Source organism: Nocardioides sp. Iso805N (genome assembly GCF_000364605.1).
GTDB lineage: Bacteria > Actinomycetota > Actinomycetes > Propionibacteriales > Nocardioidaceae > Nocardioides.
Genome location: NZ_KB822581.1, coordinates 144,370 through 166,844, shown reverse-complemented (window position 1 = coordinate 166,844; position 22,475 = coordinate 144,370). Strand labels below are relative to the sequence as shown.

General features: G+C 70.4%; 21 protein-coding genes. 2 read left to right on the top strand and 19 right to left on the bottom strand.

The window, feature by feature from the left end:
• Position 1 precedes the first annotated feature (1 nt).
• From H036_RS0116060 to H036_RS0116005, 12 genes are all read right to left on the bottom strand, one after another.
• The gene (locus tag H036_RS0116060; protein ID WP_017935824.1) at positions 2 to 751 is read right to left on the bottom strand and encodes a methyltransferase domain-containing protein; all 750 of its coding nucleotides are present in this window, start codon (positions 749 to 751) and stop codon (positions 2 to 4) included.
• A 30-nt stretch (positions 752 to 781) separates the two neighbouring features.
• A complete protein-coding gene (locus tag H036_RS0116055; RefSeq protein WP_017935823.1) occupies positions 782 to 1,633 on the bottom strand; it encodes a phosphate ABC transporter ATP-binding protein in 852 nt (283 codons plus the stop codon).
• Positions 1,634 to 1,709: 76 nt separating this feature from the next.
• Positions 1,710 to 2,660 (bottom strand): Ig-like domain repeat protein, encoded by a 951-nt coding sequence (locus H036_RS0116050; RefSeq protein WP_017935822.1) that lies wholly within the window; start codon positions 2,658 to 2,660, stop codon positions 1,710 to 1,712.
• 43 nt (positions 2,661 to 2,703) lie between these two features.
• Positions 2,704 to 3,333, bottom strand: coding sequence for a hypothetical protein (locus H036_RS25445; RefSeq protein WP_017935821.1), 630 nt, complete (start codon positions 3,331 to 3,333; stop codon positions 2,704 to 2,706).
• A 73-nt stretch (positions 3,334 to 3,406) separates the two neighbouring features.
• Positions 3,407 to 4,657 carry a hypothetical protein gene (locus H036_RS0116040; RefSeq protein WP_157417472.1) on the bottom strand — a complete coding sequence of 417 codons (1,251 nt, stop codon included), beginning with the start codon at positions 4,655 to 4,657 and terminating at the stop codon, positions 3,407 to 3,409.
• Between the two features lie 157 nt (positions 4,658 to 4,814).
• Positions 4,815 to 5,744, bottom strand: coding sequence for a sortase domain-containing protein (locus H036_RS0116035; protein WP_157417470.1), 930 nt, complete (start codon positions 5,742 to 5,744; stop codon positions 4,815 to 4,817).
• Positions 5,741 to 8,566: a hypothetical protein gene (locus tag H036_RS0116030; RefSeq protein WP_020485881.1), complete on the bottom strand. Its 2,826-nt coding sequence runs from the start codon at positions 8,564 to 8,566 to the stop codon at positions 5,741 to 5,743. The genes H036_RS0116035 and H036_RS0116030 overlap by 4 nt, the downstream gene beginning before the upstream one ends.
• Positions 8,563 to 10,230, bottom strand: coding sequence for a substrate-binding domain-containing protein (locus H036_RS0116025; protein ID WP_017935818.1), 1,668 nt, complete (start codon positions 10,228 to 10,230; stop codon positions 8,563 to 8,565). The genes H036_RS0116030 and H036_RS0116025 overlap by 4 nt, the downstream gene beginning before the upstream one ends.
• Positions 10,227 to 11,276, bottom strand: coding sequence for a phosphate ABC transporter permease PstA (gene pstA, locus H036_RS23165; RefSeq protein ID WP_157417468.1), 1,050 nt, complete (start codon positions 11,274 to 11,276; stop codon positions 10,227 to 10,229). The genes H036_RS0116025 and pstA overlap by 4 nt, the downstream gene beginning before the upstream one ends.
• Entirely contained in the window at positions 11,273 to 12,364 is a 1,092-nt protein-coding gene (gene pstC / locus H036_RS0116015) for a phosphate ABC transporter permease subunit PstC (protein WP_017935816.1), read from the bottom strand. Before pstC ends, pstA begins: the two co-directional genes overlap by 4 nt.
• A 213-nt stretch (positions 12,365 to 12,577) precedes the next feature.
• Positions 12,578 to 13,051, bottom strand: coding sequence for a hotdog fold domain-containing protein (locus tag H036_RS0116010; RefSeq protein ID WP_017935815.1), 474 nt, complete (start codon positions 13,049 to 13,051; stop codon positions 12,578 to 12,580).
• Between the two features lie 29 nt (positions 13,052 to 13,080).
• Positions 13,081 to 13,344, bottom strand: a complete 264-nt coding sequence (locus H036_RS0116005; RefSeq protein ID WP_017935814.1) for a metal-sensitive transcriptional regulator — start codon at positions 13,342 to 13,344, stop codon at positions 13,081 to 13,083.
• A gap of 108 nt (positions 13,345 to 13,452) precedes the next feature.
• Here H036_RS0116005 and H036_RS0116000 point away from each other — a divergent pair, with 108 nt between their 5' ends.
• Positions 13,453 to 13,938, top strand: coding sequence for a MarR family winged helix-turn-helix transcriptional regulator (locus H036_RS0116000; protein ID WP_017935813.1), 486 nt, complete (start codon positions 13,453 to 13,455; stop codon positions 13,936 to 13,938).
• Positions 13,939 to 14,013: 75 nt separating this feature from the next.
• On the opposite strand, the gene H036_RS0115995 is transcribed toward H036_RS0116000, so the two are convergent.
• From H036_RS0115995 to H036_RS26095, 4 genes are read right to left on the bottom strand one after another with little or no spacing between them, the layout of a single operon-like run.
• Positions 14,014 to 15,804, bottom strand: coding sequence for an ABC-F family ATP-binding cassette domain-containing protein (locus tag H036_RS0115995; RefSeq protein ID WP_017935812.1), 1,791 nt, complete (start codon positions 15,802 to 15,804; stop codon positions 14,014 to 14,016).
• A gap of 49 nt (positions 15,805 to 15,853) precedes the next feature.
• On the bottom strand, positions 15,854 to 16,822 hold the full coding sequence (locus H036_RS0115990; RefSeq protein ID WP_017935811.1) for a 4-(cytidine 5'-diphospho)-2-C-methyl-D-erythritol kinase: 969 nt from the start codon (positions 16,820 to 16,822) through the stop codon (positions 15,854 to 15,856).
• Entirely contained in the window at positions 16,812 to 17,666 is an 855-nt protein-coding gene (rsmA, locus tag H036_RS0115985) for a 16S rRNA (adenine(1518)-N(6)/adenine(1519)-N(6))-dimethyltransferase RsmA (RefSeq protein ID WP_017935810.1), read from the bottom strand. Before rsmA ends, H036_RS0115990 begins: the two co-directional genes overlap by 11 nt.
• 50 nt (positions 17,667 to 17,716) lie before the next feature.
• Positions 17,717 to 18,838, bottom strand: a complete 1,122-nt coding sequence (locus H036_RS26095) for a resuscitation-promoting factor (protein ID WP_017935809.1) — start codon at positions 18,836 to 18,838, stop codon at positions 17,717 to 17,719.
• Positions 18,839 to 19,151: 313 nt separating this feature from the next.
• Here H036_RS26095 and H036_RS0115975 point away from each other — a divergent pair, with 313 nt between their 5' ends.
• Complete coding sequence (locus H036_RS0115975) at positions 19,152 to 19,904, top strand: TetR/AcrR family transcriptional regulator (RefSeq protein WP_017935808.1); 753 nt, start codon at positions 19,152 to 19,154, stop codon at positions 19,902 to 19,904.
• A 12-nt stretch (positions 19,905 to 19,916) separates the two neighbouring features.
• Here the strand turns inward: H036_RS0115975 and H036_RS0115970 are convergent, their stop codons facing one another.
• The 3 genes from H036_RS0115970 to rsmI are packed head-to-tail and all read right to left on the bottom strand — an operon-like array spanning position 19,917 to position 22,467.
• Complete coding sequence (locus H036_RS0115970; RefSeq protein ID WP_026146105.1) at positions 19,917 to 20,738, bottom strand: TatD family hydrolase; 822 nt, start codon at positions 20,736 to 20,738, stop codon at positions 19,917 to 19,919.
• Positions 20,735 to 21,592: an alpha/beta fold hydrolase gene (locus H036_RS0115965; protein WP_017935806.1), complete on the bottom strand. Its 858-nt coding sequence runs from the start codon at positions 21,590 to 21,592 to the stop codon at positions 20,735 to 20,737. The genes H036_RS0115970 and H036_RS0115965 overlap by 4 nt, the downstream gene beginning before the upstream one ends.
• Entirely contained in the window at positions 21,592 to 22,467 is an 876-nt protein-coding gene (rsmI, locus tag H036_RS0115960; RefSeq protein WP_036488699.1) for a 16S rRNA (cytidine(1402)-2'-O)-methyltransferase, read from the bottom strand. Before rsmI ends, H036_RS0115965 begins: the two co-directional genes overlap by 1 nt.
• Positions 22,468 to 22,475: the final 8 nt, after the last annotated feature.

Sequence of the window (22,475 nt, the reverse complement as noted above, 5' to 3'; positions counted from 1 at the left end):
GCTAGCGCCGGCGGCCCACCACGAAGACCCGCTGGAACGGCATCACCACCACGCCGTCGCTCGCCGGGTAGGCGACCCGCAGCCGCGCCTTGACCTCGGTCACGAAGCGCTCACGCAGCTCAGCGGGCAGCGCCTGCAGGATCGGCCGCATCCCGGTCCCGCTGACCCAGTCGAAGACCGCGTCGGCACCCCGGAGCACGTGCAGGTACGTCGTCGTCCAGGCATCGACCTCGAAGTCGGCGCGCAGCACGTCGAGGTAGTCGAGCGCGGCGTGCGATCCCGGCAGCTCGACCGAGGCGGTGTGCTCGGCGTACTCCCCCGAGGCGGCGAGCTCGATCGGGATCGTGTGCGAGGGCTCGCCGAAGTTGGCCGGCACCTGGAAGGCCAGCCACTCGGTCGCCAGTGCGGCGATCGCCGGCAGCAGGTCGAGGTGGTCGGGCACCCACTGCAGCATCGCGTTGGAGATCAGTACGTCGGCAGGCTCGCGCCACTCCCGCACGTCGGCCTGGACCCACGACAGGTCCGGCTGATCGGTGCGCGCGCGCTCGATCATGTCGGACGAGCTGTCCACGCCGATCACCTCGGCCGCCGGCCAGCGCTCGGCCAGGAGTCGGGTCATGTTGCCGGGGCCGCAGCCGAGGTCGACGACGCGGCGCGGCGCGGTGGCGCCGACCCGGGCGAGCAGGTCGATGAACGGACGGCCGCGCTCATCGGCATAGGCGAGATAGTGCTGTGGGTCCCAGCTCGGCATGGGTCGAGTCTGACAGGCGGCTCGGCCTGCTCAGCCGAAGTGGCCGTGCACGTAGTCCGAGGTGCGCTGGTCGTGCGGCGCCTCGAACATCGCCTCGGTCTCGCCGTGCTCGATGATCACGCCGGGTTGGCCGTGCTCGGCCAGGAAGAAAGCGCACCGGTCCGAGACCCGGCGGGCCTGCTGCATGTTGTGGGTGACGATCACGACCGTCACCTGGTGGCCGATCTCCTTGATGGTCTCCTCGACCACGCGCGTCGAGGTCGGGTCCAGCGCGGAGCAGGGCTCGTCCATCAGCAGCACCTGAGGCCGGACCGCGAGCGAGCGGGCGATGCACAGCCGCTGCTGCTGACCTCCCGACAGTGCGCCACCTGGCTGGTCCAGCCGGTCCTTGACCTCGTTCCACAGGCCGGCCCGACTCAGCGATTCCTCCACCAGCTGCCCGCGCGTGGACCGCTGCACCTTCGTACCGGTCAGCGAGAGCCCGGCCAACACGTTGTCCCGGATCGACATCGCCGGGAACGGGTTGGGCTTCTGGAAGACCATCCCGATCGCCTTGCGCGCCTCGATGACCTGACGGTGCGGGTCGTAGATGTCCTCGCCGTCGAGCCGGACCTCCCCCGCCAGCGACGCCGACGGCACCAGCTCGTGCATCCGGTTGAGGATCCGGAGGAAGGTCGACTTGCCGCATCCCGACGGCCCGATCAGCGCCGTCACCTGGCCGGCCGGCATCTCCAGGGAGACCCGGTCGAGCACCTTGCGCCGGCCGAACCACGCCGAGACGTTCTCGGCGCTCAGCGCGGAGGTCGCAGACGGCCGCGTCTCCGTGCCGGTCGTCGTCGGTACGGCGACGGTCGCGGCCTGCTCGTCGACGAGTGTGGTCATGTCGTCTCCGGTGCTGGGAGGATGGCCGGCTGGCGGCGCGGGTGCTGCGCCACCAGCCGGCCGGTCTGGGGCACCGTCACTTGGAGGTGACGGTGATGGTCTTGCTGCTCGCGGCCGTGACGGTGGTCGAGCCGGCGTAGGTCGCCTTGATCTTGTGCTTGCCCTTCTTGAGCTTCTTCAGCTTGACCGAGGCCTTGCCAGCCTTGAGCGTCGCGCTGGCGAGCTTCTTGTTGCCGTCGAAGATCGTCACCGTGCCGGTGGGCGTCTTGCTCGCCTTGACGCTCACCGTCACCGGCACCTTCTTGGTGCGCTTGACCTTCTTCGCGACCTTGAGGGTCACCGTCGCGGCGACCTTCTTCACCACCGGCGGGGTGGTCGCGGACTTGGTCGGGGTCGAGGAGCCGGTGGTGCTCGGCGAGCTCGGGGCCGTGGTGGAAGGTGCACCTGTGGGCGAGGTCGGCGACGTCGTACCGGTGCTGGTGGTGCTCCACGTGCCGGCGGCGGTGTCGACGTAGATGTCGACGGCGTCGTAGGCGGCCGAGATCGCCGACCCGGGACTGATCGTCTTGAGCCGCAGCTCGACCAGACCGCCGCTGGCTGGCGTGTAGCCGCTCAGGAACTGCTGCAGCGTGACGCTGGAGCCGAGCGGGACGCTCAGGCCGTCGTTGTCCACCGCGGCGGTGAGCTGGGCGCCGGTCCAGGTGCCTTCCGCCGTCGGCTGGTAGGCAGACAGGTCGGCCGAGGTGGTGGGTCCGGCGTACGCGTAGCCCGCGTGGACGTAACCGAAGACGGCGGCCTTGGCGCCGGTCAGGGCATCGTTCGCGGCGCCGACAGCGGTGATCGCGTCGGTGAGGTGACCGGACGTGACGGTGTTCCCGGCGACCTGGAGCTTGATGGCGCCGACCCGGTTGGCGTCGGGGGCCGCGGTGGTGTCGCCCGAGGCCGAGACGACGACGATCCCGGCGCCGACGAGCGCGGCGGCGCCGACGGCGGTGACCGCTCCGGCGCGGATGGCCCGCTTGTTCATGGTTGTCCTCTCAAAACTGCAGTGTCGGTGGGATCGCTGGCGATCAGGAGCTCGGGCAGGTGGCGGTGCCGGGGTCGGCGGCGGTCCAGGTGGAGCCGTGGATGTGGAGGTCGAGCGCGGCGTACGACGACGTCTGCGGCGCCTGACCCGGAGCGCCCAGGACGACCCGCAGCTGGACCCAGCCGCCATCCTGCGCGGGATAGGCGTTCACGAACTGCGCCAAGGTGGTGTCTGTACCGGTGAGCATCGCGCCCGGCGCCTTGACGTCGGTGACGCTCGACGCGGCGCCGAGCTGGAGCCCGCTCCACGACTCCGGACCGACTCCTTGGCGGGGCTGATAGGCGTAGAGCGTCGCGGTGGTGCCGGTGGCCAAGCCGCCGGTGGCGGCCTGGCTGCTCACCACCGTCGTCACGAACGGCCGGTCGGTGGTGCTGCCTGAGGTCACGGCCGAGCCGTTGTGACACAGGGTGAGCGCCCCGACGGCCGCCGGATCCCTATACGGCGCCGCCCCGACCGCGCCGTGGTGACGGGCGACCGCCCAACCGGCGACGGCGAGAAGGACGACGATGACCACACCCGCCACCAGCCCTCGGCGCGCCGTCACCAGCGGGCCGCGGTGTCCCGTCCGCGTGGCCCGTCGGGGCTGGTCGATCTTCTCATCGGTCATCGTCATCGTCTCCTCCTCTCGTCTGTCGTCGCGGGCTCGGTTCGTCAAGGTCGATCGGGGTGCCCCCGGGGTCGACCGATCAGCCCTTGGTCGCCTCGCCCGGCTGGGTGGCGCTGAGGGCATTCGCGGTGACGCCCGGGTAGTACGGCGTCAGGCCCAGGCTGGTGAGCAGCTGCTGGCCGGCGGCGCTGACGATCCACGGGGCCGGCGCACCGGCGGCGTCGCTCGGGTCGTAGTCAGGGTTGTAGAACAGCGTCTTGACCCAGTTCAGCGTGCTGCCCGGCTGCCATGCCTTGGTGGAGTCGATCGCCGACTCGCGGAAGATCAGGTAGAAGGGCAGGTCCGCGACGTAGGCCCCGGCGTCGACACCGTTGGCACCCGGCACCTGGAGCGTGATGCCGGCGGCGCTGAGCGGCGTGGTCGTCTTCCCGTTGGAGCCGTTCGCGGTGCTACCGGTGTAGGCGGCGTTGGCCGGGTCGGGGAAGTAGTTCTGCTGGAGCAGCTTGTAGCGGCTCTGCGGGAAAGGCACGATCGCGTCGGGGTTGCCCGCCACGGTGCTCGGATCGTTCTGCTGGACGGCCTTGACGCTCGTCTTCCAGGTGCAGGCGGTGCCGCCGTTGCCGGTCTGGAGGACGGCCTGGAACTGCTTGAGCACGCCGGCACTGTCCTGCGGCCGCTCGGCGACGATGGTGCCGGAACCGGTCCCGCCCACCTGGTCCCAGGTGGTGTAGTTGTTCGCCGCGTTCGAGCAGTAGATCCCGGCCAGCTGCACCGGGTTGAGGCCTGCGGTCGGAGCGTTCGTCGTCGACGCCGTGGCGATGTACTGCTTGTCGTCCGCGAACTGGATCGTGTACAGCTTCGTGCTGAGGGCGTTGGTGGCAGCCGTCTGGTCGGCCGCCTTCGGAAGGTTGGGGCTACGGGCGAAGTCGATCGCGCCGGCGGTGTCCTTTTCCAGCGCGGTGATGCCGGCGCCGCCGCCGTTGGGCCGCAGCACAGGCGAGGTGCCCGCACGCAGCACGACCGAGGGGTTCAGTGCAGCCGAGGCGCCCAGGCCCGGATCGGTGAAGGCGTTGCGGCCGTTCGCGTCGGCCGAGGCATCAAAGTTGAAGAGCCGATTGACGTTGCCGGCCGAGTTGAAGCCCGGCAGACCGGTCGGTGAGCCGTCGGCGAGGAAGTCGACCGAGTTCTGGATCACGTCCGACCCGACGCCCACGACGTCCTGTGCCTGAGGGGCGATGTCGGCCGTTGCCGAGCCCTGCCCGAAGGAGAGGGCGCCAGCAGCCACGAGCCCGAGCAGGGAGGCGCCGACTGCCACATGCCGCTTCGACATGGATGTGCCTTTCTGGAGCAACGACCGGCCCCAGGATCGAGGACGGAGGAACGAGGTGGCGCGAGGCCACGGCCCGAACACTAACTTATTGATGATTGATTTAGGCGACTTTGTCCATTTTCACGACTATTGGTGCGCCGGAGCCGGTTTCAGCGCCTCAGATCAGGTTGGGCAGCAGCCGCGACGCCACGATCGAGACCAGCCAGAGCGCGGCGAGAAGCACCGGCACGCCGGCGATCCAGGCGCCCAACCGGGACCAGCGATGACGCGCCCAGGTGAACGCGACCAGCGCCCCGACCAGCAGCTCGAGCGCGATCGCCAGGATGGCGAGCGTGCCGGCGCTGGTGTCCCGGGCCATCGCCGCACCGCCGGGGTCGGACGCGGAGACGTCACTCGCCGGCTGGGCGGCACCCTGCAGGCTCGCGTCGACGTACACGGTCTGGGGGTGGGCCAGCCAGCCGGAGCTGTCGGCGGAGACCAGGACCAGCCGGCCCACGCCCGCCGCCGGAGCGGCCGGGACCGGGTCGCCCTTGGTGCGTACGTCGTCGACGCGGTAGGCGAAGGTGCCCTCAGCTGTCGTCACGGTGATGGCGGCGCCCGGCTTCAGCGAGCCCAGGTGCCGGAAGGGTGCGCCGTGGGAGACGGCACGCCCCATCAGCGTGCTGACCCCCGCCTGCCCCGGTAGGACGCCACCGAGCTTGTGGCCCGGGCCGTCCTGCAGCTGAGCGGGGCGGGTGCCCTCGACGACGACCACGTGATGCAGCCCGAGCGCCGGTACGTCGAGCAGCGCCACCGGCGCACCCGCGGCGATCGGCGCGCCGGTGGGAGCCGTGCCCTCCGCGAGCTGCTCGCGCAGCTGCCCGTAGAGCTGCTGCTGGACATGGCCCTGGCTGAACCCGCTGAGCACGTAGACGTAGAGGAACAGCCAAGCGATCAGGCCGACCAGCGTGAAGAGCACGTGCGAGAGGCCGAGCCGCAGCTGGGTGCCGTCAGGACGCGGCAGCGGGGTGACGTCGACCGGCTCGACCCGGACGGTCGTCCGGGCTGGCTCGGCGAGCTGGCTCGCGTCGGTCGTCGGGGCGCTCATCCGCGCCTCCTGCCGCGAGCCGGGCCGTAGCGTGCCCAGGTGCTGCTCAGCCACGGTCCCGTCCGAGGCCCGACGACCTTCGCCGCCGCCCACGCCTCGGCTCCCCACCGCAGGGCCAGCCCAGCGACCAGGAGGAGGAGCCCGACGATGAGTGTGATCGGCAGGCCCCACCGGCCGAGCCCGGAGTAGGCGCCCACCGTCTTCACGGCCGCCGAGGTGGTCGCCACCTCGGTCGGGGCCGGAGCGGAGGCAGCGGCCGAGGGCACCGGCGGCGCCACGACAGCACCGGTACTGCCGGCGGGCGGCGTCGAGGCGACGCTCGACGGCGTACTGCTCGAAGAGGCGGACGCGCTCTTGGTCGGCTTCGCCTTCGTCGGTACGGCGGGACAGGTGCCGGTCAGCGGTGGCACTACGCCCGTCTGGGCCTTCACCTGGCGGGCGACGCACAGGGTGTAGGCCGCCTCGGTGCCGAGGCCGTTGCCCGCGGTCAACGGCAGCGCGCCGGGCGCCAACTGCCCGTTCGCGGTGCCGGGCGTCTGGCCGCGGCCCGCCGCGAAGGTGAGCAGCTGCGCGACCCTGGCGGCGTCGTCGCTGCTCAGGCCCGACGTCGGAACGTCCGCATAGATCGGCATCAGACCGGGGTAGGCGCCGGTCTGGCTATCGATCTCGTTGTAGTCGAATGTCCAAGCGCCCGCGTCGGTGTCCGGGGAGAGCAGCTTCACGGCCGCTTTGAGCCCGGCGGTGTCCGGGGAGGCGAACGTCTTGCCCGCGGCATCGGTGAACTTGGTCTGAGGACCGACGTTCGAACTGGTCTCGAGCGCTGCCGGCCGGAGACCGTAGCGGTCGACTGCCGTCAGCGGCACGACTCCGATGACGAAGCGGTGACCGACCGGCTGCTGCCCCTCCGTCTTGGGCACCAGCTGGCTCGGGTCGTTGGCATCAGTGATCGTCTGGCACGTGGTCTGGCTGTTCGACAACGCGAACTCGATGTCCTCCTCGATCGTGGAGATCTGAGAGAGCGGATGTGCGATCTGGGCGAGATAGGGCACCCCCTTCACGCAGGCGTTGCTCCCGGTCCCGTCGAGGGCGAAGTCGTCGAGCAGCGGCCACGAGGTGACCGGCAGGCTCAGGTGCGGATCGCTCGCGTCCTGGCCGGCCGGCAGGTCGAGCTGGTAGTGCGGGTTGACCACCATCCCCCACGGGTCCGGCACGCCGTCGAGCCACTTGCGGGCGTCCGGGTCGGCTGCGATGTAGCTGCTCAGGGCGGTCAGCATGTCGGAATCGCTGGACAGGGAGATGAGGGCCGCCGCCGCATTCGCGACGCCGGGGATGCTGGTGTCCACGCCGGGATTCAGCGCATGGAACTCCGGATCGGCGAAGATCGTGCGCGGGTTGCCCGCCAGCGTCGGGTACGCCGTACGGCCCTGAAGATCACCGTTGTAGGACTCGGTCAGCAGCTTCGCCAGGAGTCGCGCGTTGAGCCTCAGGTCCGTTATCGGCTGACCGTCGGCCCCGTCGATGTTGTAGGCGATCGCGAACCCCGTCATCGCCACCGGCGCCTGCGCGACGGGCGCGCCGAAGCCGTCGTCCGGCGGCAACGAGCTCAACCCCACCTTGATGGCGGGGTTGTCGCCGCTCACCAGGCTCCGCGCCTGGGTATCCGTCGCCTGCACGTGCAGGAACGGCCGGTAGCCACTGGTTGTGCAGAACGTCGGCTGCCACTGCGCCGCGATGTCGGTCATCAGGATCGAGCCGTAGGCAAGCAGCGGCGCATCGTTGTTCACCAGCGAGCAGGTACTGCCGGAGACGGCGAAGTTGAGCGGTACCACGATCCGGTTGGCCCAGTTCGACGCTGACCACCACAGCCGTCCCGACGTCGCCAGGTTGAAGTTGGCACCGGAGCCGTCGGCGCGCTGACCCGGCTGGTAGGAGTCGGCCTTCTCGCACGTGCTCGCATAGCGCGCCTGCTGAGCGGCGGTCGGGATGATCGGATCGCCAGGCTGTACCTGCGTGAAGTCGGGGTCGCAGTCGACCCCGGTGACCGGGATCGCCACGAGCGAGCAGGCCACCGTCGAAGAGCACCCCAGGGTGGCGTTCTCATCAGCGGTCCACACCGCGAACTGGGCCGTGCCCTTGCCGTCGGTGCCGGTGATGCCGTACGTGGTGTTGTCGGGCACGCCCGTTGTCGGCTCGTCGGATCCCTCGGGAGCCAGGTCGTAACAGCCCACCCCACCGCCGTAATACGTCGTGCCGCTCGCGGCGACCAGCGGCAACCAGCGCTCGAATCTCTGCACGGTGCACGTGGCGGGCCGGTTGCCCGGCGGCTGGTCGACCTGGGCCGCGCGATCCGCCGACTTCGCTGCACCGTCGGCCCGCCACACCGGTGCGCTGGTGACGGTGCCCGCGGTCTGGACGCGCTCGGCTGAGGTCTGCGTCCAGCATGTCTCCGGCCTGACCGTCGTTGCCGTCCCTCGGCACTCCATCAGGACGAAGGGATACTCCTGCTCCGAGCCGTCGTAGCCATAGTTGGGGTCGTTGACGATCCCACCCGTCGGATGAGCGCCGCTCCAAGAGACGGTGATCGGCTGGTTGCCGCGCAGGTTCTGTGTCGCGGAGACGGTGACCTTGACGTGATAGCCGTCGGGGTGATCCGGGTCGGCCGGCGTCGTCGTGCCGTCGGCGTTGTAGAAGACCCGGTTGACGGTCTTGGTGAAGGTCGCGGTGTCACTCGCCTGTGCACTCGGCACCAGGGCGAAGCCGATCAGGGCGGTGGCGACGAGCACCGCTCCCACAGCGGCCAGGACCGACCAGCGCCGCCTCATCGGGCGCTCCGCAGCAGCCGCACCACGATCGGCGGTGCCACCAGGCCCAGCACGAAGAGCAGGATGACCAGTGCCGTCAGCGGTCGCGACGGACCGGCGTGGTCGTCGGCGGCGAGGGTCGTCGGTACGACGGTGCCGTCCGACGTGGTCCCGTCGGCCGCAGGGGCGGCGCCGCCCAGGTCCGCGTCCCCGGCCGCGACCGCCCCGGTCGAGGGTGGAGCGGCCACCGACCCGCCGGCGGCGGCCGCCGAGCCGGTGCTCCCCGGCGTACCGGTGGCGGCGGTGGTGCCCTTGGTCGAGGAGTTGTTCGCCGGCGCCTTGCCGCCGACCGGGTTGGAGTTGGCCGTGCCCTCGGTGCCCGTGCAGGGCCCGGCGCCACTCTTGTCGCACGCGACCGGCTGCGGGGCGATCTTGGCGAGGTAGTTCTGGTCGGGGTGGCCGGCGATGAAGGTGGGGTTGTGGCAGGTGCTCACGTTGCGGTCGGTCAGCACGACCTTGGGGTCAGCCGTCTTGAGCTTCGCGATCTGGGTGAAGCCCGCCTGCACGAGGTTGACCGGCAGCGACGAGTAGCCGATCGGGCCGATCTCCGACTGACCAGCACAGATCGAGTAGTAGAGGAAGTCGCCGACGGTCTGCCGGGCGGCCGTGGTGTTGGTCTTGGCGTCGTTCGCCGAGGTCGGGATGATCGCGTAGACGTACGACGAGAGCGGGTAGGTCCGCGGATCCGGATTCGTGTAGACGTCGTCCAGGTTCTGGGTGAGGTAGTCGGTCGAGTTCGGGTTCATGTTGATCTGCGCCTTGGTCAGTGCAACGGCGACGTTGTACTGGGTGGGCAGCGTGAAGTAGCCGGCTGAGTTGAGCAGCTTGGCCGAGGGATAATTCTTGCCGAGCGGATAGGAGTACTCCTCGATGGCGATCGCGCCGTTGGCGCCGCTGCTGGTGAGGAAGTTCATCACTCCGTCGGAGCCGGAGAACGCCTTCATCCCGCCGTTGCCGCCGCAGTTGACCGGGAAGTACTCGGTCGCGACCTTCTTGCCGCCGTTGCAGGCACCCCACAGGGCAGGGAACTCCTTGGCCAGGTAGCGGGTGAACTCGTAGGTGACGCCGGCACCCTCGGAGTGCACCACCGGGATGATCGGGATGGACGGCAGCGCGTGCCCGTTGTTGTCCTTGGTGATCGCCGCGTTGTTCCAGTTGGTGATCTTGCCAGTGAAGATCTGGGCCACGGTCTGCCCCGAGAGCCGCAGGTTGCGCACCAGCTTGCCGGCGACCTCGACGTGGTAGGGCAGCGCGGTGCCGCCGGCGGCGATCGGCAAGTACGCATAGCCGCGCCCCAGCGCGCTGTCCTGCTGACCCGTGCTCGGGTCGGTGCCCTGGTAGCCGATGTCCGAGACGCCGAAGTCGGTCAGGTTGTGCGCGAAGTCCGAGCGCCCGAGCGCGGCGCCGTTGGGGTTGAAGTCGACGTGCAGGCCGCCGTTGGTGGCCACGTCTGCCTGCCACTGCGCGATGGCGTTCGACGCCCAGCTCGAGCCGGAGCCCTTGATCGGCGCGTGGCTGACCGGGGCGTCGGCGGCGGTGGCTGTGCTCGCTGCACCGGTCGTCGCAGTCAGCCCGATCACGGCGACGGCGAGGACGGCGGCGAGGGCACGGAGGCGGCGGCTCATCGGGGGGACCTTTGCTTGGCGACGAAACGGGCGAGCAGGAACAGGATCAGGACCAGGAAGAGCAGCACCGTCGCGGCGGCGTACCCTCGCGTCTCGAAGGTGGGCTCGCCGGACTTGACCGCGGTGAACACGTAGAGCGGCAGCGAGGTCATCGGGTTGTGCAGCGGGTTGGTATTCATGAAATTGGTGGCGCCCGAGGTGAGCAGCAGGGGCGAGGTCTCCCCCACCATCCGGGCGATGCCGAGGATCAGCGCGGTCGCCAGTCCAGGCCGCGCGGTCGGCAGCACCACCCGCCAGACCGTCTGCCAGCGCCCGGCCCCCAGCGCGTACGACGCCTCGCGCAGGCCGCCCGGCACCACCCGGAGCACGACGTCGCTGGCGCGGGCCATGATCGGGAGCCCCATCACCGCCAGCGCGAGGCTCGCCGCCAGCCCGGAGGGCTGCATGTGCAGCCGGATGATCAGCACCGAGTAGATGAACAGGCCCGCCACGATCGAGGGCAGCGCCGTCATCGCCTCCACGACCGTGCGCACCACCCGGGCGCCCCGGCCGCCGACCTCGGACATGTAGACCGCGGCGATGACACCGAGCGGCAGCGCGATCGAGACCGAGATGGCGACCTCGATCAGGGTGCCGACGATGGCGTGCAGGATGCCGCCCATGTCGTAGGGGTCCGTCGGCCGGACACCGGACATGTCGTGGGTGTAGAAGTTCGGGTGCACCAGCACCTCGAGCCCCTTGAGGACCGTGGTGAGGATCATGTCGGCCAGCGCCAGGCCGACGATCGCCGGCGCCGCCACCACGATCGTGGTCATCAGCCGGTCGACCACCACCGCCCACGGCCGGGTCAGGGCGGTGAGTCCGGCGTAGAACAGCATGAAGACGACGTACGCCGCGACCACGAAGCCGACCGTCCCGCTGAACGGCAGCACCTGGCCGTAGAGCACCCAGGTGGTGGCCAGCGCCGCCAGCGCCGCACCCACCAGGGTCATGACGTCGTCGCGGTGACGTGCTCGGGTCGGGCGCGGTGTCTCCAGGGCGCTCACAGCTCGGTCCCCTGTCCGCTGCGGCTGCGCTTGACCACCTGCGCGGCGACGGTGTTGACCAGCAGGGTCATGCAGAACAGCACGAACCCGCAGGTCAGCAGCGCGGACAGCTGTGCCGGCGTGGCCTCGGCGTAGTTGGTCGCGATCAGCGCCGAGATCGTCGACGTACCCGACTCGAGGACGTTGACCTTGACCTGGAAGGCCTGGTTGATGATCAGCAGCACGCTGATGGTCTCGCCCAAGGCGCGACCGAGCGCGAGCATGGTGCCGCCGATGACGCCACTGCGGCCGAACGGGATCACGACCGTTCGGACCATCGCCCAGCGGGTCGCTCCCAGCGCGAGCGCCGCCTCCTTCTCCCCGGCCGGCGCCTCGCCGAAGACCTCGCGCATCACCGAGGTCGCCATCGGGAAGACCATCGCGGCCACCGCGATCGAGGCGATGAACGCGCTGCCGGCGTACGCCGCGTAGCCGGGCGACTGGTTCCAGATCGGGTAGTCGACGTCGGTGTGCACCTTGAAGATCGGGATCCAGCCGAAGTACTTGCTCAGCCAGTGTGCGATCTCGGCCGCGTGCGGCTGGATGTAGAAGAGCACCCACAGGCCGAAGACGATGCTCGGCACCGCCGCCATCAGGTCGACCGCGCGGATCAGGGCGGCCCGCAGCCGAGCGGGCGCCCAGTCGGTGATGAACAGGGCGGTGAAGAACGCCAGCGGGAAGGCGATCACCAGGGCGCAGGCCGCGACCTCGACGGTGCCGACGAGCACCGCCCGGATCCCGATGATGTCCTGACTGGGCAGCCAGCGTGACTCGGTGAAGAAGCGCCAGCCGTAGTGACTCAGGGTCGGCTTGGCCTGCAGCCCCAGGAAGAGGCCGATGGAGCCGACGATCACCAGGACCAGGAGGCCGACCGCGCGCACGCCCTCCAGGAACACCCGGTCCTGGCGCGAGTGCCGGGCGACGATCCGGCGCGGTACCGGAGCGACGCCGCCCTCGAGGCGGTCGGCCAGCGGCCGCACGGTGTTCGGCGGCGTCGCACGCCCGGGCTCGGGTACGACGGCGAGCGCCTGGGTCGGCTCAGCTGCCATCGGCGTCCTTCTCTCGGGTCGTGCGCGGCCCGAACCGACGCATGCACGAAGAGAGGGCAGGGAGGATCGCACCCTGCGGAGGACAGCACCCTTGCCCCCTCAATCCGGATCATATTAATCGAGATTGGCGAGTTCATGGGATTTGTTCAGTAAATTCGGACACCGCCCCGCGTCTGCGAGGCGGCGTACCGACCGTCGGCGGGGGCCGCCGGGCTACTTCTTCTTCGGCGTCACCCACAGCTTGATAACGCCCTCGGCGACGACGACACCGTCGTCGCGGGTCCCCTTGACGCGCACCTGCAGCTCGCCGTCGGCCTCGTCCCACTGCCGCTGGTCGGTCTCGGCGGTGCAGACGATGTCGCTGGTCGACTTGGCGGTGTACCGCACATCCATGCCCATCGGGATCCAGCGCTTGTCCCGCGGGATCGTCACCTCGGCCAGCGCGCCCATCGCCATCTCGAAGCCGTTGCAGACCGCGATCGCGTGCACGGTGCCGATGTGGTTGTGGTTGCTGCGCCGGTCGGGCACCACCACCTCGGCGTAGTTCGGCCGCAGCTCGGCGACCCGCGGGTGGATCGAGCCGAAGTACGGCGCCTTGCGGCTGAACGCGAAGGAGAAGACCCGCTTGCCGACGACCGGGATGGCAGAGGTGGTGTTCCAGAGCTTGTAGAGCTGCGACTGCGACATGCCGCAGATCCTACTTGCCAGTAACTTTGTTAGGCCAACGCGAGGAAGACCCGCTCCAGCTCCTCCATCTCCTCCGGCGGCGCGCCCTCGGCGGTCTTGCGGCGCAACTCCTCGACCAGCAGCGTGAAGGCGGCCTTGTCGAGCGCGCGCGTGACGGCCTTGAGCTGGGAGACGACCTCGCTCAGGCTCCGACCCTCCTCCATCATCCGCTGGACGCCGCCGAGCTGACCCTGGGCCCGGCGCACCCGGTTGAGGACGACGGGGTTCTTCGGCGGCCCTGCTTCGACGGTCATGACGTCCAGGTAACCCGCTGCGGCTCTCGCCGAACCCCCGTCCTGACCGACAGCGGTCGGCAGTTCTCTCGATGTCGAGAATCTCGACCGTCTGCTAGCGTCGGCCCCATGAGGGACGAGGTCGACGACCTTTCCGAGGAGTGGGCCCGCGAGCGGCCCGACCTCGACCTGTCCCCCGTCGCCGTCTTCTCCCGTCTCGGCAGGCTCTCCCGCCACCTCGACCTGGCCCGCCGCGATGCGTTCACCCGGCACGGCATCGAGTCCTGGGAGTTCGACGTGCTCGCCGCGCTGCGTCGCGCCGGCATGCCCTACGAGCTCTCGCCGGGCCGCCTGCTGCGCGAGACGCTGGTGACCAGCGGCACCATGACCAACCGGGTGGACCGGCTCGCGGCGCGGGGCTTCGTGGAGCGCAACCCCGACCCCGAGGACCGCCGCGGCGTACTCGTGCGGCTGACGCCGGAGGGCAAGCAAGCCGTCGACGGCGCATTCGAGGCGTTGTTGGAAGCCGAGGCGACGTTCCTCACCGAGCTCTCCGAGAGCGAGCAGCACCAGCTCGCGGACCTGTTGCGTCAGCTGCTCGTCCAGTTCAGCTGAGGACTCGAGAGGTCACCTTCCGCCGCTCGAGAGGTCACCTTCTACACGTCGAGAGGTCACCTTCCGCGGTCGAGTTCAGCCGAGGATCTCCGCGGCCTCCAGCCACTCCAGCTCCAGGTCGACCTTCTCCCCCGCGAGTACGTCGAGCTCGGCGCTGAGGTCGGCCAGCTTGGCGTAGTCAGCGGCGTGCTCCGCGATGGCCGCGTTGAGCTCCGCCTCACGAGCCGCGATCCGCTCCAGTCGCTTGTCGATCCGCGCCAGCGTCTTGCGGGCCTCCCGCTCCTCGGCGGAGCCGGCCTTGGCCTTCGACGGAGCGCCGGCGGCCGAGGCCGCAGAAAGTGACCCCTCGACCGGCGATTCCTGACCCTTCGACGGAACGGGGAGGCGTCGCTCCAGGTACTCGTCGACCCCGCGGGGCAGCATCGAGATCTGCCCGTCGCCGAGCAGCGCCCAGATCGAGTCGGTGACCCGCTCCAGGAAGTAGCGGTCGTGCGAGACCACGATGAGCGTGCCGGGCCAGCCGTCGAGGAAGTCCTCCAGCACGGTCAGCGTCTCGATGTCGAGGTCGTTGGTCGGCTCGTCGAGCAGCAGCACGTTCGGCTCGGTCAGCAGCAGCCGCAGCAGCTGGAAGCGGCGCCGTTCGCCACCGGAGAGGTCACCGATGCGGGTAACGAGCTTGTCGCCGGTGAACCCGAACCGCTCGAGCATCGAGGTTGCCGACAGCTCCTGGCCGTCCAACGTCTTCGACACCCGCCTGATGGACTCGACCGTGGGCAGCACCCGCGCCTCCGGGTCGAGGTCGTCGAGCTGCTGGGTCAGGTGCTGCAGCGCGATCGTGCGGCCGTGCTTGACCTTGCCGACCGCCGGCGGCAGCGAGCCGTCGAGCAGCGAGAGCACCGAGGTCTTGCCGGCGCCGTTCACGCCGACGATGCCGATCCGGTCGCCCGGACCGATCCGCCAGGTGGCGTGCGAGAGCAGCTGACGCTCGCCGCGGAACAGGTCGACGTCCTCGACATCGATCACGTCCTTGCCGAGCCGCTGGGTGGCGAAGCGCTGCAGCTCGAAGCGGTCGCGCGGTGCCGGCACGTCCTCGATCAGCTGGTTGGCGGCATCGATCCGGAACTTCGGCTTGGACGTCCGCGCGGGTGCGCCCCGGCGCAGCCAGGCGAGCTCCTTGCGGACCAGGTTCTGGCGGCGAACCTCCGAGGAGGCCGCCTGCCGCTGCCGCTCCGCCTTGGCGAGCACGAACGCGGCGTACCCGCCCTCGTAGGCGTCCACCTCGCCGTCGTGGACCTCCCAGGTGTACTGGCAGACCTCGTCGAGGAACCAGCGGTCGTGGGTCACCACGACCAGAGCCGAGGTCCGGGCGGCCAGGTGCGCGGCGAGCCAGGCGACCGCCTCGACGTCGAGGTGGTTGGTCGGCTCGTCGAGGACGATGAGGTCGTGCTCGCCCAGCAACAGCTGGGCCAGCGCACACCGCCGCCGCTCGCCGCCGGAGAGTCCGTCGACGACCCGCTCGAGGCTGATCCCGGCGAGCAGCACCTCCACGATCTCGCGGGTGCGCGACTCGGCCGCCCACTCGTGGTCGCTGCGGCCTTGCAGCACTGCCTCGCGGACGGTGTGGGAGTCGACCAGCTGGTCGCCCTGGTGGAGGTAGGCGATCTCGAGGCCCCGGGTGCGGGAGACCCGACCGGTGTCGGGCTCTTCGATCCCGGTCATCACCTCCAGCAGGGTGGTCTTGCCATCGCCGTTGCGGCCGACGATCCCGATCCGTTGGCCCGCACCGATGCCGAGGGAGACATCGGAGAGCAGCGGACGAACGCCGTAGGACTTGGAGACGTGTTCGAGATTGAGGAGGTTGGCCATCGCAGGTCCATTGTCTCAGGCGGGCGGCAAGACGCCGCAGTTCCCGCGGTCAGTCGTAGCTGACGACGTGGGCGCCGGCGACCGGCGCGGGCACCGGCCAGCAGTGCTCGTGCCCGCTCGCACGCATCGCGCCGGCGACCTCGCGGGCGTGCACGGCGTCGCGGCACAGCAGCAGCACCGTCGGTCCGGAGCCGGAGAGCAGCGTGGCCAGCGCGCCGGCCTCGGCGCCGTCAGAGAAGGTACGCCGCAGGTCGGGGCGCAGGTCCAGGGCAGGCTCCTGCAGGTCGTTGCCGATGCTGGCGGCGAGCAGGTCCACGTCGCCGGTCCGCAACGCCTCGACGAGTGCTTCGGGGATGGTCGGGTCACGCACCTCGACAGGCTCGGTGGGCGTGGGCTCGGTGGGCGTCAGCTCGGTGGGCGTGAGCTCGTCGAAGTGCCGGTAGACCGCCGGGGTGGACAGGCCGGTGTCGTTGCCGACCACCACCCACCACCAGACGCCGTTGTCCTGCAGCGGCTCGACGAGCTCGCCGCGGCCGTGCCCTGTCGCAGCGCCCCCGAGCAGTGCGAAGGGCACGTCGGAACCCAGCTCCCCGGCGATCCGCAACAGGTCGGCATCGCTCGTCTCCAGGGACCACAGCCGGTCCAGCGCGAGCAGCGTGGCGGCAGCATCGGCCGAGCCTCCGGCGAGCCCGCCGGCCACCGGGATGCCCTTGTGGATCTCGATCCGGGCCGCTTTCTCGAGGCCGTGGTGCGCGGCCAGTGTACGACCTGCGCGGACGGCGATGTTGGAGTCGTCCTGCGGGACCTCGGCCAGGGCGACGTGGTCCGCGCCCGTCACGGTCACCAGCCAGGCGTCGGCCTCGGCCACGAGGACATCGTCGTACAGGCCGACGGCCTGGTAGACGGTGGCGAGCGGGTGGAAGCCGTCGGAGCGCACGACTCCCACGCCGAGGTGCAGGTTGATCTTGGCGGCGGCTCGCACCGTCACCGATCTCGACGGCGCTCGATCACCGGTCATGGAGCCGCTCCGTGATCGCGATGAAGTCGTCGACGGTCAGCATCTCGCCGCGCACCATCGGGTCGATGCCGGCACCGGTCAGGGCGGCCTCCGCGGCCTCGGCCGAGCCGGCCAGCTCGCGCAGCGCGCCGCGCAGCGCCTTGCGCCGGTGGGCGAAGGCCGCGTCGATCACGGCGAAGACCTGCTGGCGGGTCGCGGTCGTGGGGCGCGGCGGCCGGTGCTCCCAGTAGACGAGGCCGGAGTCGACGTTCGGGGCAGGCCAGAAGACATTGCGCCCGATCGCACCCGCACGGCGGACGTCGGCGTACCAGGCCGCCTTGACGCTGGGCACGCCGTACACCTTGGACCCTGGGGGCGCCGCGAGCCGGTCGGCGACCTCGGCCTGCACCATCACCAGCCCCTTGCGCAGGCTCGGCAGCAGCGCCATCAGGTGCAGCAGCACCGGCACCGAGACGTTGTAGGGCAGGTTGGCCACCAGCGCGGTCGGCTCCGGCCCCGGTACGCCGGAGACGCGCAGGGCGTCCTCGTTCACCAGCCGGAACCGGTCCACGGCGGCCGGGGCGAAGTCTCCGATCGTCTGCGGCAGCCGGCCGGCCAGGAGCGGGTCGATCTCGATCGCCGTCACCTCGGCGCCCGCCTCCAGGATCGCCAGGGTCAGACTGCCCAGCCCGGGCCCGACCTCGACCACCACGTCGTCGGCACCGACACCTGACTCCCGCACGATGCGGCGCACGGTGTTGGCGTCGATGACGAAGTTCTGGCCACGCTGCTTGGTGGGTCGCAGATCCAGCTCCGCGGCGAGCGCGCGGACCTCGGTAGGGCCGAGCAGGCGGAGATCGGGCATGGGCGACAGGCTAGCGGGGAGGTCCGCAGAGCCTGTCGCCCGCCGAGCCACTAGGCCTGGCGGCCGCACACCGGCCAGGCGCCGTACCCGCCGGAGGCGTCGCGGACCTTGGTCGCGATCGCGATCTGCTCGCTGCGCGAGGCCTGCGAGGGCAGGCCGGTGCCGCCGTTGGCGTGCCACGTCCCGAGGTTGAACTGCAGACCACCGTAGTAGCCGTTGCCGGTGTTGGCGGCCCAGTTGCCGCCCGACTCGCACTGCGCGATCCGGTCCCAGACGGTGCTGCCACCGGCGTAGTTGGCGGTGACCGGGGCCTTGGTACCGACGGTGATCACCTCGGGAGTCGGCTGCTTCAGCACGCTCTGCGAGACGACGCGCTTCTTGACCAGGTCACCGTTGCGGAAGACCAGCCGGTAGACCACGTCGCGCTTGCCGGCCACGCCGGGCTTGGTGACCTTCCGGGTGCCCTGGGGCAGCGAGGCGTCCTTGTGCTCGATCGTCGGAGCGGCGACGGCCTCGTCGTCAACCGACTTCGTCTTGGTGGTGAAGTCGGTGAAGACGACCCGGTCGCCGTCCTCGAGCGGTCGACCGACGGCAGGGTGTACGACGTCGCGGCCGTGCGGGTCGTAACCGAGCTCGGTCAACGCCTCCCCGACGGTGCCGGCGGCGACGGTGCGCACCTCGGGCTTGGCGCCCGCGAGCTGCACGGTGATCTTCTTCGGGGTGGTGACCTCGAGTGCCAGGCCGGCGCGGCCGATGCTGGCGCCGCGACTGGTGGACAGGGCGGCGGCGCGGTAGTCGCGTCCGATCTCGCCGAGAGCCTCGTCCACGGTGTTCGAGGTGACCCAGTAGGTCTGCTTCTGGCCGTCGACGTCGAGGCTGAACGGCTTGCCGTACCGGACGTCGATCTCGCTGCCGTCGCCGACCTTCTCTGTCAGCCCGGGAGCGACCACGTCGTGCGGTCCGACGGTGACGTGCTGCGCCTTGAGGACGCCGGCGACGGTCGAGGACATCGTGTCGACGTGCTTGGTCTTGCCGTCGACGGTGAGGGTGACGTCGTGGTCCAGGGCGGCATAGCCGGCGGTCGTGCCAGCCACGGCGAAGGCGCCGACAGCGGCGAGAAGAATGAGGTTCCTACGAGTGTTGAAGCGCTGGGTGAGCGTGCTGAACTGCACGATTCTCCGATGTTCGAGCTCTCCGGGCCTCGGTGCCAGCACCCCATTCCCGAGAGACTCCGGGAGGGCAAGATCTCCGCACGGAGCCTCGGACGCTGGCGGCGAAATCACGTCTCCGATCCCGGCCGTCAGCGACCCAGGGCAACAAGGATCGGGGCGAAACTCAACTTGCCGGCACCCATTTGGCCGGAAAACGTGACAAGTGTCTCGAAAATTCGCCTCAGCCGTCACAGCAGCCCCAGACCGCCTCCATTGTCCACAGGCGCCCTCCTCGCCCTGGCCGGCGAGCTATGCCGCGCCTAGCGTCGAGGCCATGGACTTCTCCCTGCTGCGCGATTTCGAAGGCGAGGATGCGCGCGTCGCCCTCGGCACAGCCGTGTCCGGGCACGGGCTGGACAGCCCGAGCCTGCGGGAGATCGCCAGGACCGCGATGCGAAGCCCCTCGACGCTCCTGGCCTGGTTCGGCAGCAAGGCCGAGCTCCACCGCCGGGCGCTGCTGGCGCTCGGCGTCCGCTGGCACTGGCAGCTCCAGGAGCATCCGATCCCCGACGAGGACGGTGCCGACCTCGCCCGCCTCCGGCTCGCGTTCGAGGAGTTGGCGCGATCCGACGCCCAGGTCGCGGCGGTACTCGACGAGGTGATCCGCTTCGAGCGCGAGCGGCTGGCCGCCTGGGTGCAGCGCTACACGCCGATCCGATCCTGGGCCGAGCGCGACCACCCCAGGCCGATCGACGACCGCACCGTGACCGCGTTGCATGCGGTCGCGGTGGCGCTGTGGGACACCCGGCGCCATCCGGACCGCGACCTCGCTCGCCGCGACTTCGAGGCGCTCTGTGCGCTGGTGCTGCACGGCGCCGCACAGATGTTCGGCGTGGGCGTGCTCCCTCCGACCGTCGAACGATCGTCCGGCACACCGACGGTGCCCGCCGTCGTCGAACGATCGTCCGGCACACCGACGGTGCCCGCCGTCGCCGAACAAACGTCCAGCGCGGAGAAGACACCCTCGGAGCGCGAACGATCGTTCGAGGAGGCGACCCGGCCGCCCTACACGATCATCCGCAGCTGAGCTGGCCGACGATCACCACGAGCCGCCGTACGCCCGGTCGGTGTTCTCGTCGACGGTCATGCACAGCGCCTCGAGGTCCTCGTCCAGCACCTCGGCCATCACCCGCATCGTGGTTGGGACCATGTACGCCGCATTGGTCGCGCCGCGATGCGGGTGCGGCGTCAGGAACGGCGCGTCGGTCTCGACCAGGATGCGGTCGCGCGGGGCGATCGCGAGTGCCTCGCGCAGGTAGCCGGCGTTCTTGAAGGTGACGGTGCCGGAGAAGGACAGGTAGGCGCCCCTGTCCAGGCACTGCCGGGCGAAGGCGGCATCGCCGGAGAAGCAGTGCATCACCCAGCGCTCCGGCGCACCCTCCTCGTCGACCACGGCGAGCACGGCCTCGTGCGCGTCCCGGTCGTGGATCTGCAGGGTCTTCGCGTGCCGCTTGGCGATGTCGATGTGCCGGCGGAAGGACTCGGTCTGCAGCGCGCGGCCCTCCTCGCCGGTGCGGAAGAAGTCCAGCCCGGTCTCCCCCACCACCCGCATCTTCGGGTGCGCCGTCACCAGCCGCTCGATCTCGGCCAGTGCTGCCTCCAGATCCGGCTGCAGGGGCGCGTCGTTGGGGTGCAGCGCTGCCCCACCGATGACGTTCGCCCACTCCCGGGATGCCTCCTCGGCGAACCGCGCCGAGGGCAGGTCGCAGCCGATCTGCACGATCCTGGTCACGCCGACCGACGCCGCCTTGGCCAGCCCGTCGCTCACGGACAGCTCGTCGTCGCCTCGGACGATGTCGAAGTGGCAGTGGTTGTCAACGACCGGAGCCGGCAGCGGCTCAGGCAAGGGCGGAAAGCTCACGCGTCCCCGATCCTGGCCAGGATCGCCTCCGCGGCCTCCTGCGGCGCCTGCGTCGGGATCCAGTGCGAGACACCGACCAGTTCGACGAACTCATAGGGCCCGGTGCAGTACTTCGCGGTCTCCTCGGGCCCCTTGCGGTCGATCGCGGTGTCGCCGCTGCTCCACACCATGGTCGTGGGCAGCCGCACGGTCAGGTCCTCGCGCAGGCCGCCGAGCGAGAGCGGCAGCGCCCGGTAGTAGCCGAGCCCGCCGGGCAGGGCACCGTACTCGACGATCTCGGTCTGGAAGCGCGCCACGTCGCCCCGGGTCATCCCGGTGGAGCGCAGCGTCTTGGCCAGCACGCCGAGGTCCGCGAGCTTCTCGGGCAGGAACGGGATGTTGAACATCGCCATGTACCAGGACTTGAGCGCCTGCCGTCCGCGCAGGGCGCGGGCGTAGGCCTGCAGGTGAGGGACCGAGAAGGCGGTGTACGTCGCGACCAGGTCCGGATGCTTGGCGGCGAGGTGCCAGCCGACCACGGCCCCCCAGTCGTGACCGACGAGATGGACCGGCGACCCGTCGCTCTGGTGCTGCGCCAGCTCGATCAACGCAGCGACATCGGCCGCGAGCTCGGGCAGCACGTAGTCGCGGCGGCGGGGCGGCCGTGCGCCCGGGGAGTAGCCGCGCTGGTCGGGCGCGAGCGTGCGCAGACCGTGTGCGTGCAGCAGCGGCGCGACGTCACGCCAGCACGTGTTGCGCTCCGGGAAGCCGTGGAGCAGCACCACGACCGGGCCCTCCAGTGGGCCGCCGTCGCTGACGTCGAAGACCAGGCCGCTCCGCTCGAACTGCGTGATCCGCTCCGGATTGGCAGTCATCAGGAGTCCTCTCGGGTGTGACCAGCCTGTTTGTGCACCACGTCGTAGACCTGACGCTTGGGCAGCCCTGCCCGCTTGGCGACCTCGGCGATCGCCTCCTTGCGGGTCGACCCGCCGGCTTCCTCCTCGGCCACCGCGGCCCGCAGGCTGTCGGCGTCACCCGCCACCGTAGCGGCTCCTGCCACGGCACCCTGGACGACGATCGTGACCTCGCCCCGGATGCCCTCCTGGGCCCACGCGACCAGCTCGCCGAGCGGGCCGCGGCGTACTTCCTCGTGGGTCTTGGTCAGCTCGCGGCACACCGCTGCCGGCCGGTCCTCGCCGAGCGCATCGCGCATCGCCTCCAACGCGGCCAAGGTGCGGTGGGGCGCCTCGAAGAAGACCATCGTCCGCTCCTCGGCAGCCAACGAGGCCAGCCGGCGCGAGCGCTCGCCGCTCTTGCGGGGCAGGAAGCCCTCGAAGCAGAACCGGTCGACCGGCAGCCCGCTGACCGCAAGAGCCGTCAGTACGGCGGAGGGCCCGGGCACGGCCGTCACGTGCACGCCGGCCTCCACGCACGCAGCGACCAGTCGATAGCCCGGGTCGGAGACTGAGGGCATGCCCGCGTCGGTGACCAGCAGCACCCGGTCGCCGCCGAGCAGCGCCTCGAGGAGCTGCGGCGTACGTCCGGTCTCGTTGCCCTCGAAGTAGGAGATCACCCGGGCCGAGACCGTCACGCCGAGCTCGGTGGTGAGCCGCTTGAGGCGGCGGGTGTCCTCCGCGGCGATCACGTCGGCCCCGGCGAGCTCCTCGGCGAGACGCGGTGGCGCGTCCGAGACGCGGCCGATCGGGGTCGCTGCCAGCACCAACACGCCTGGACCATCTCCGGAGGACACGGCCCCAT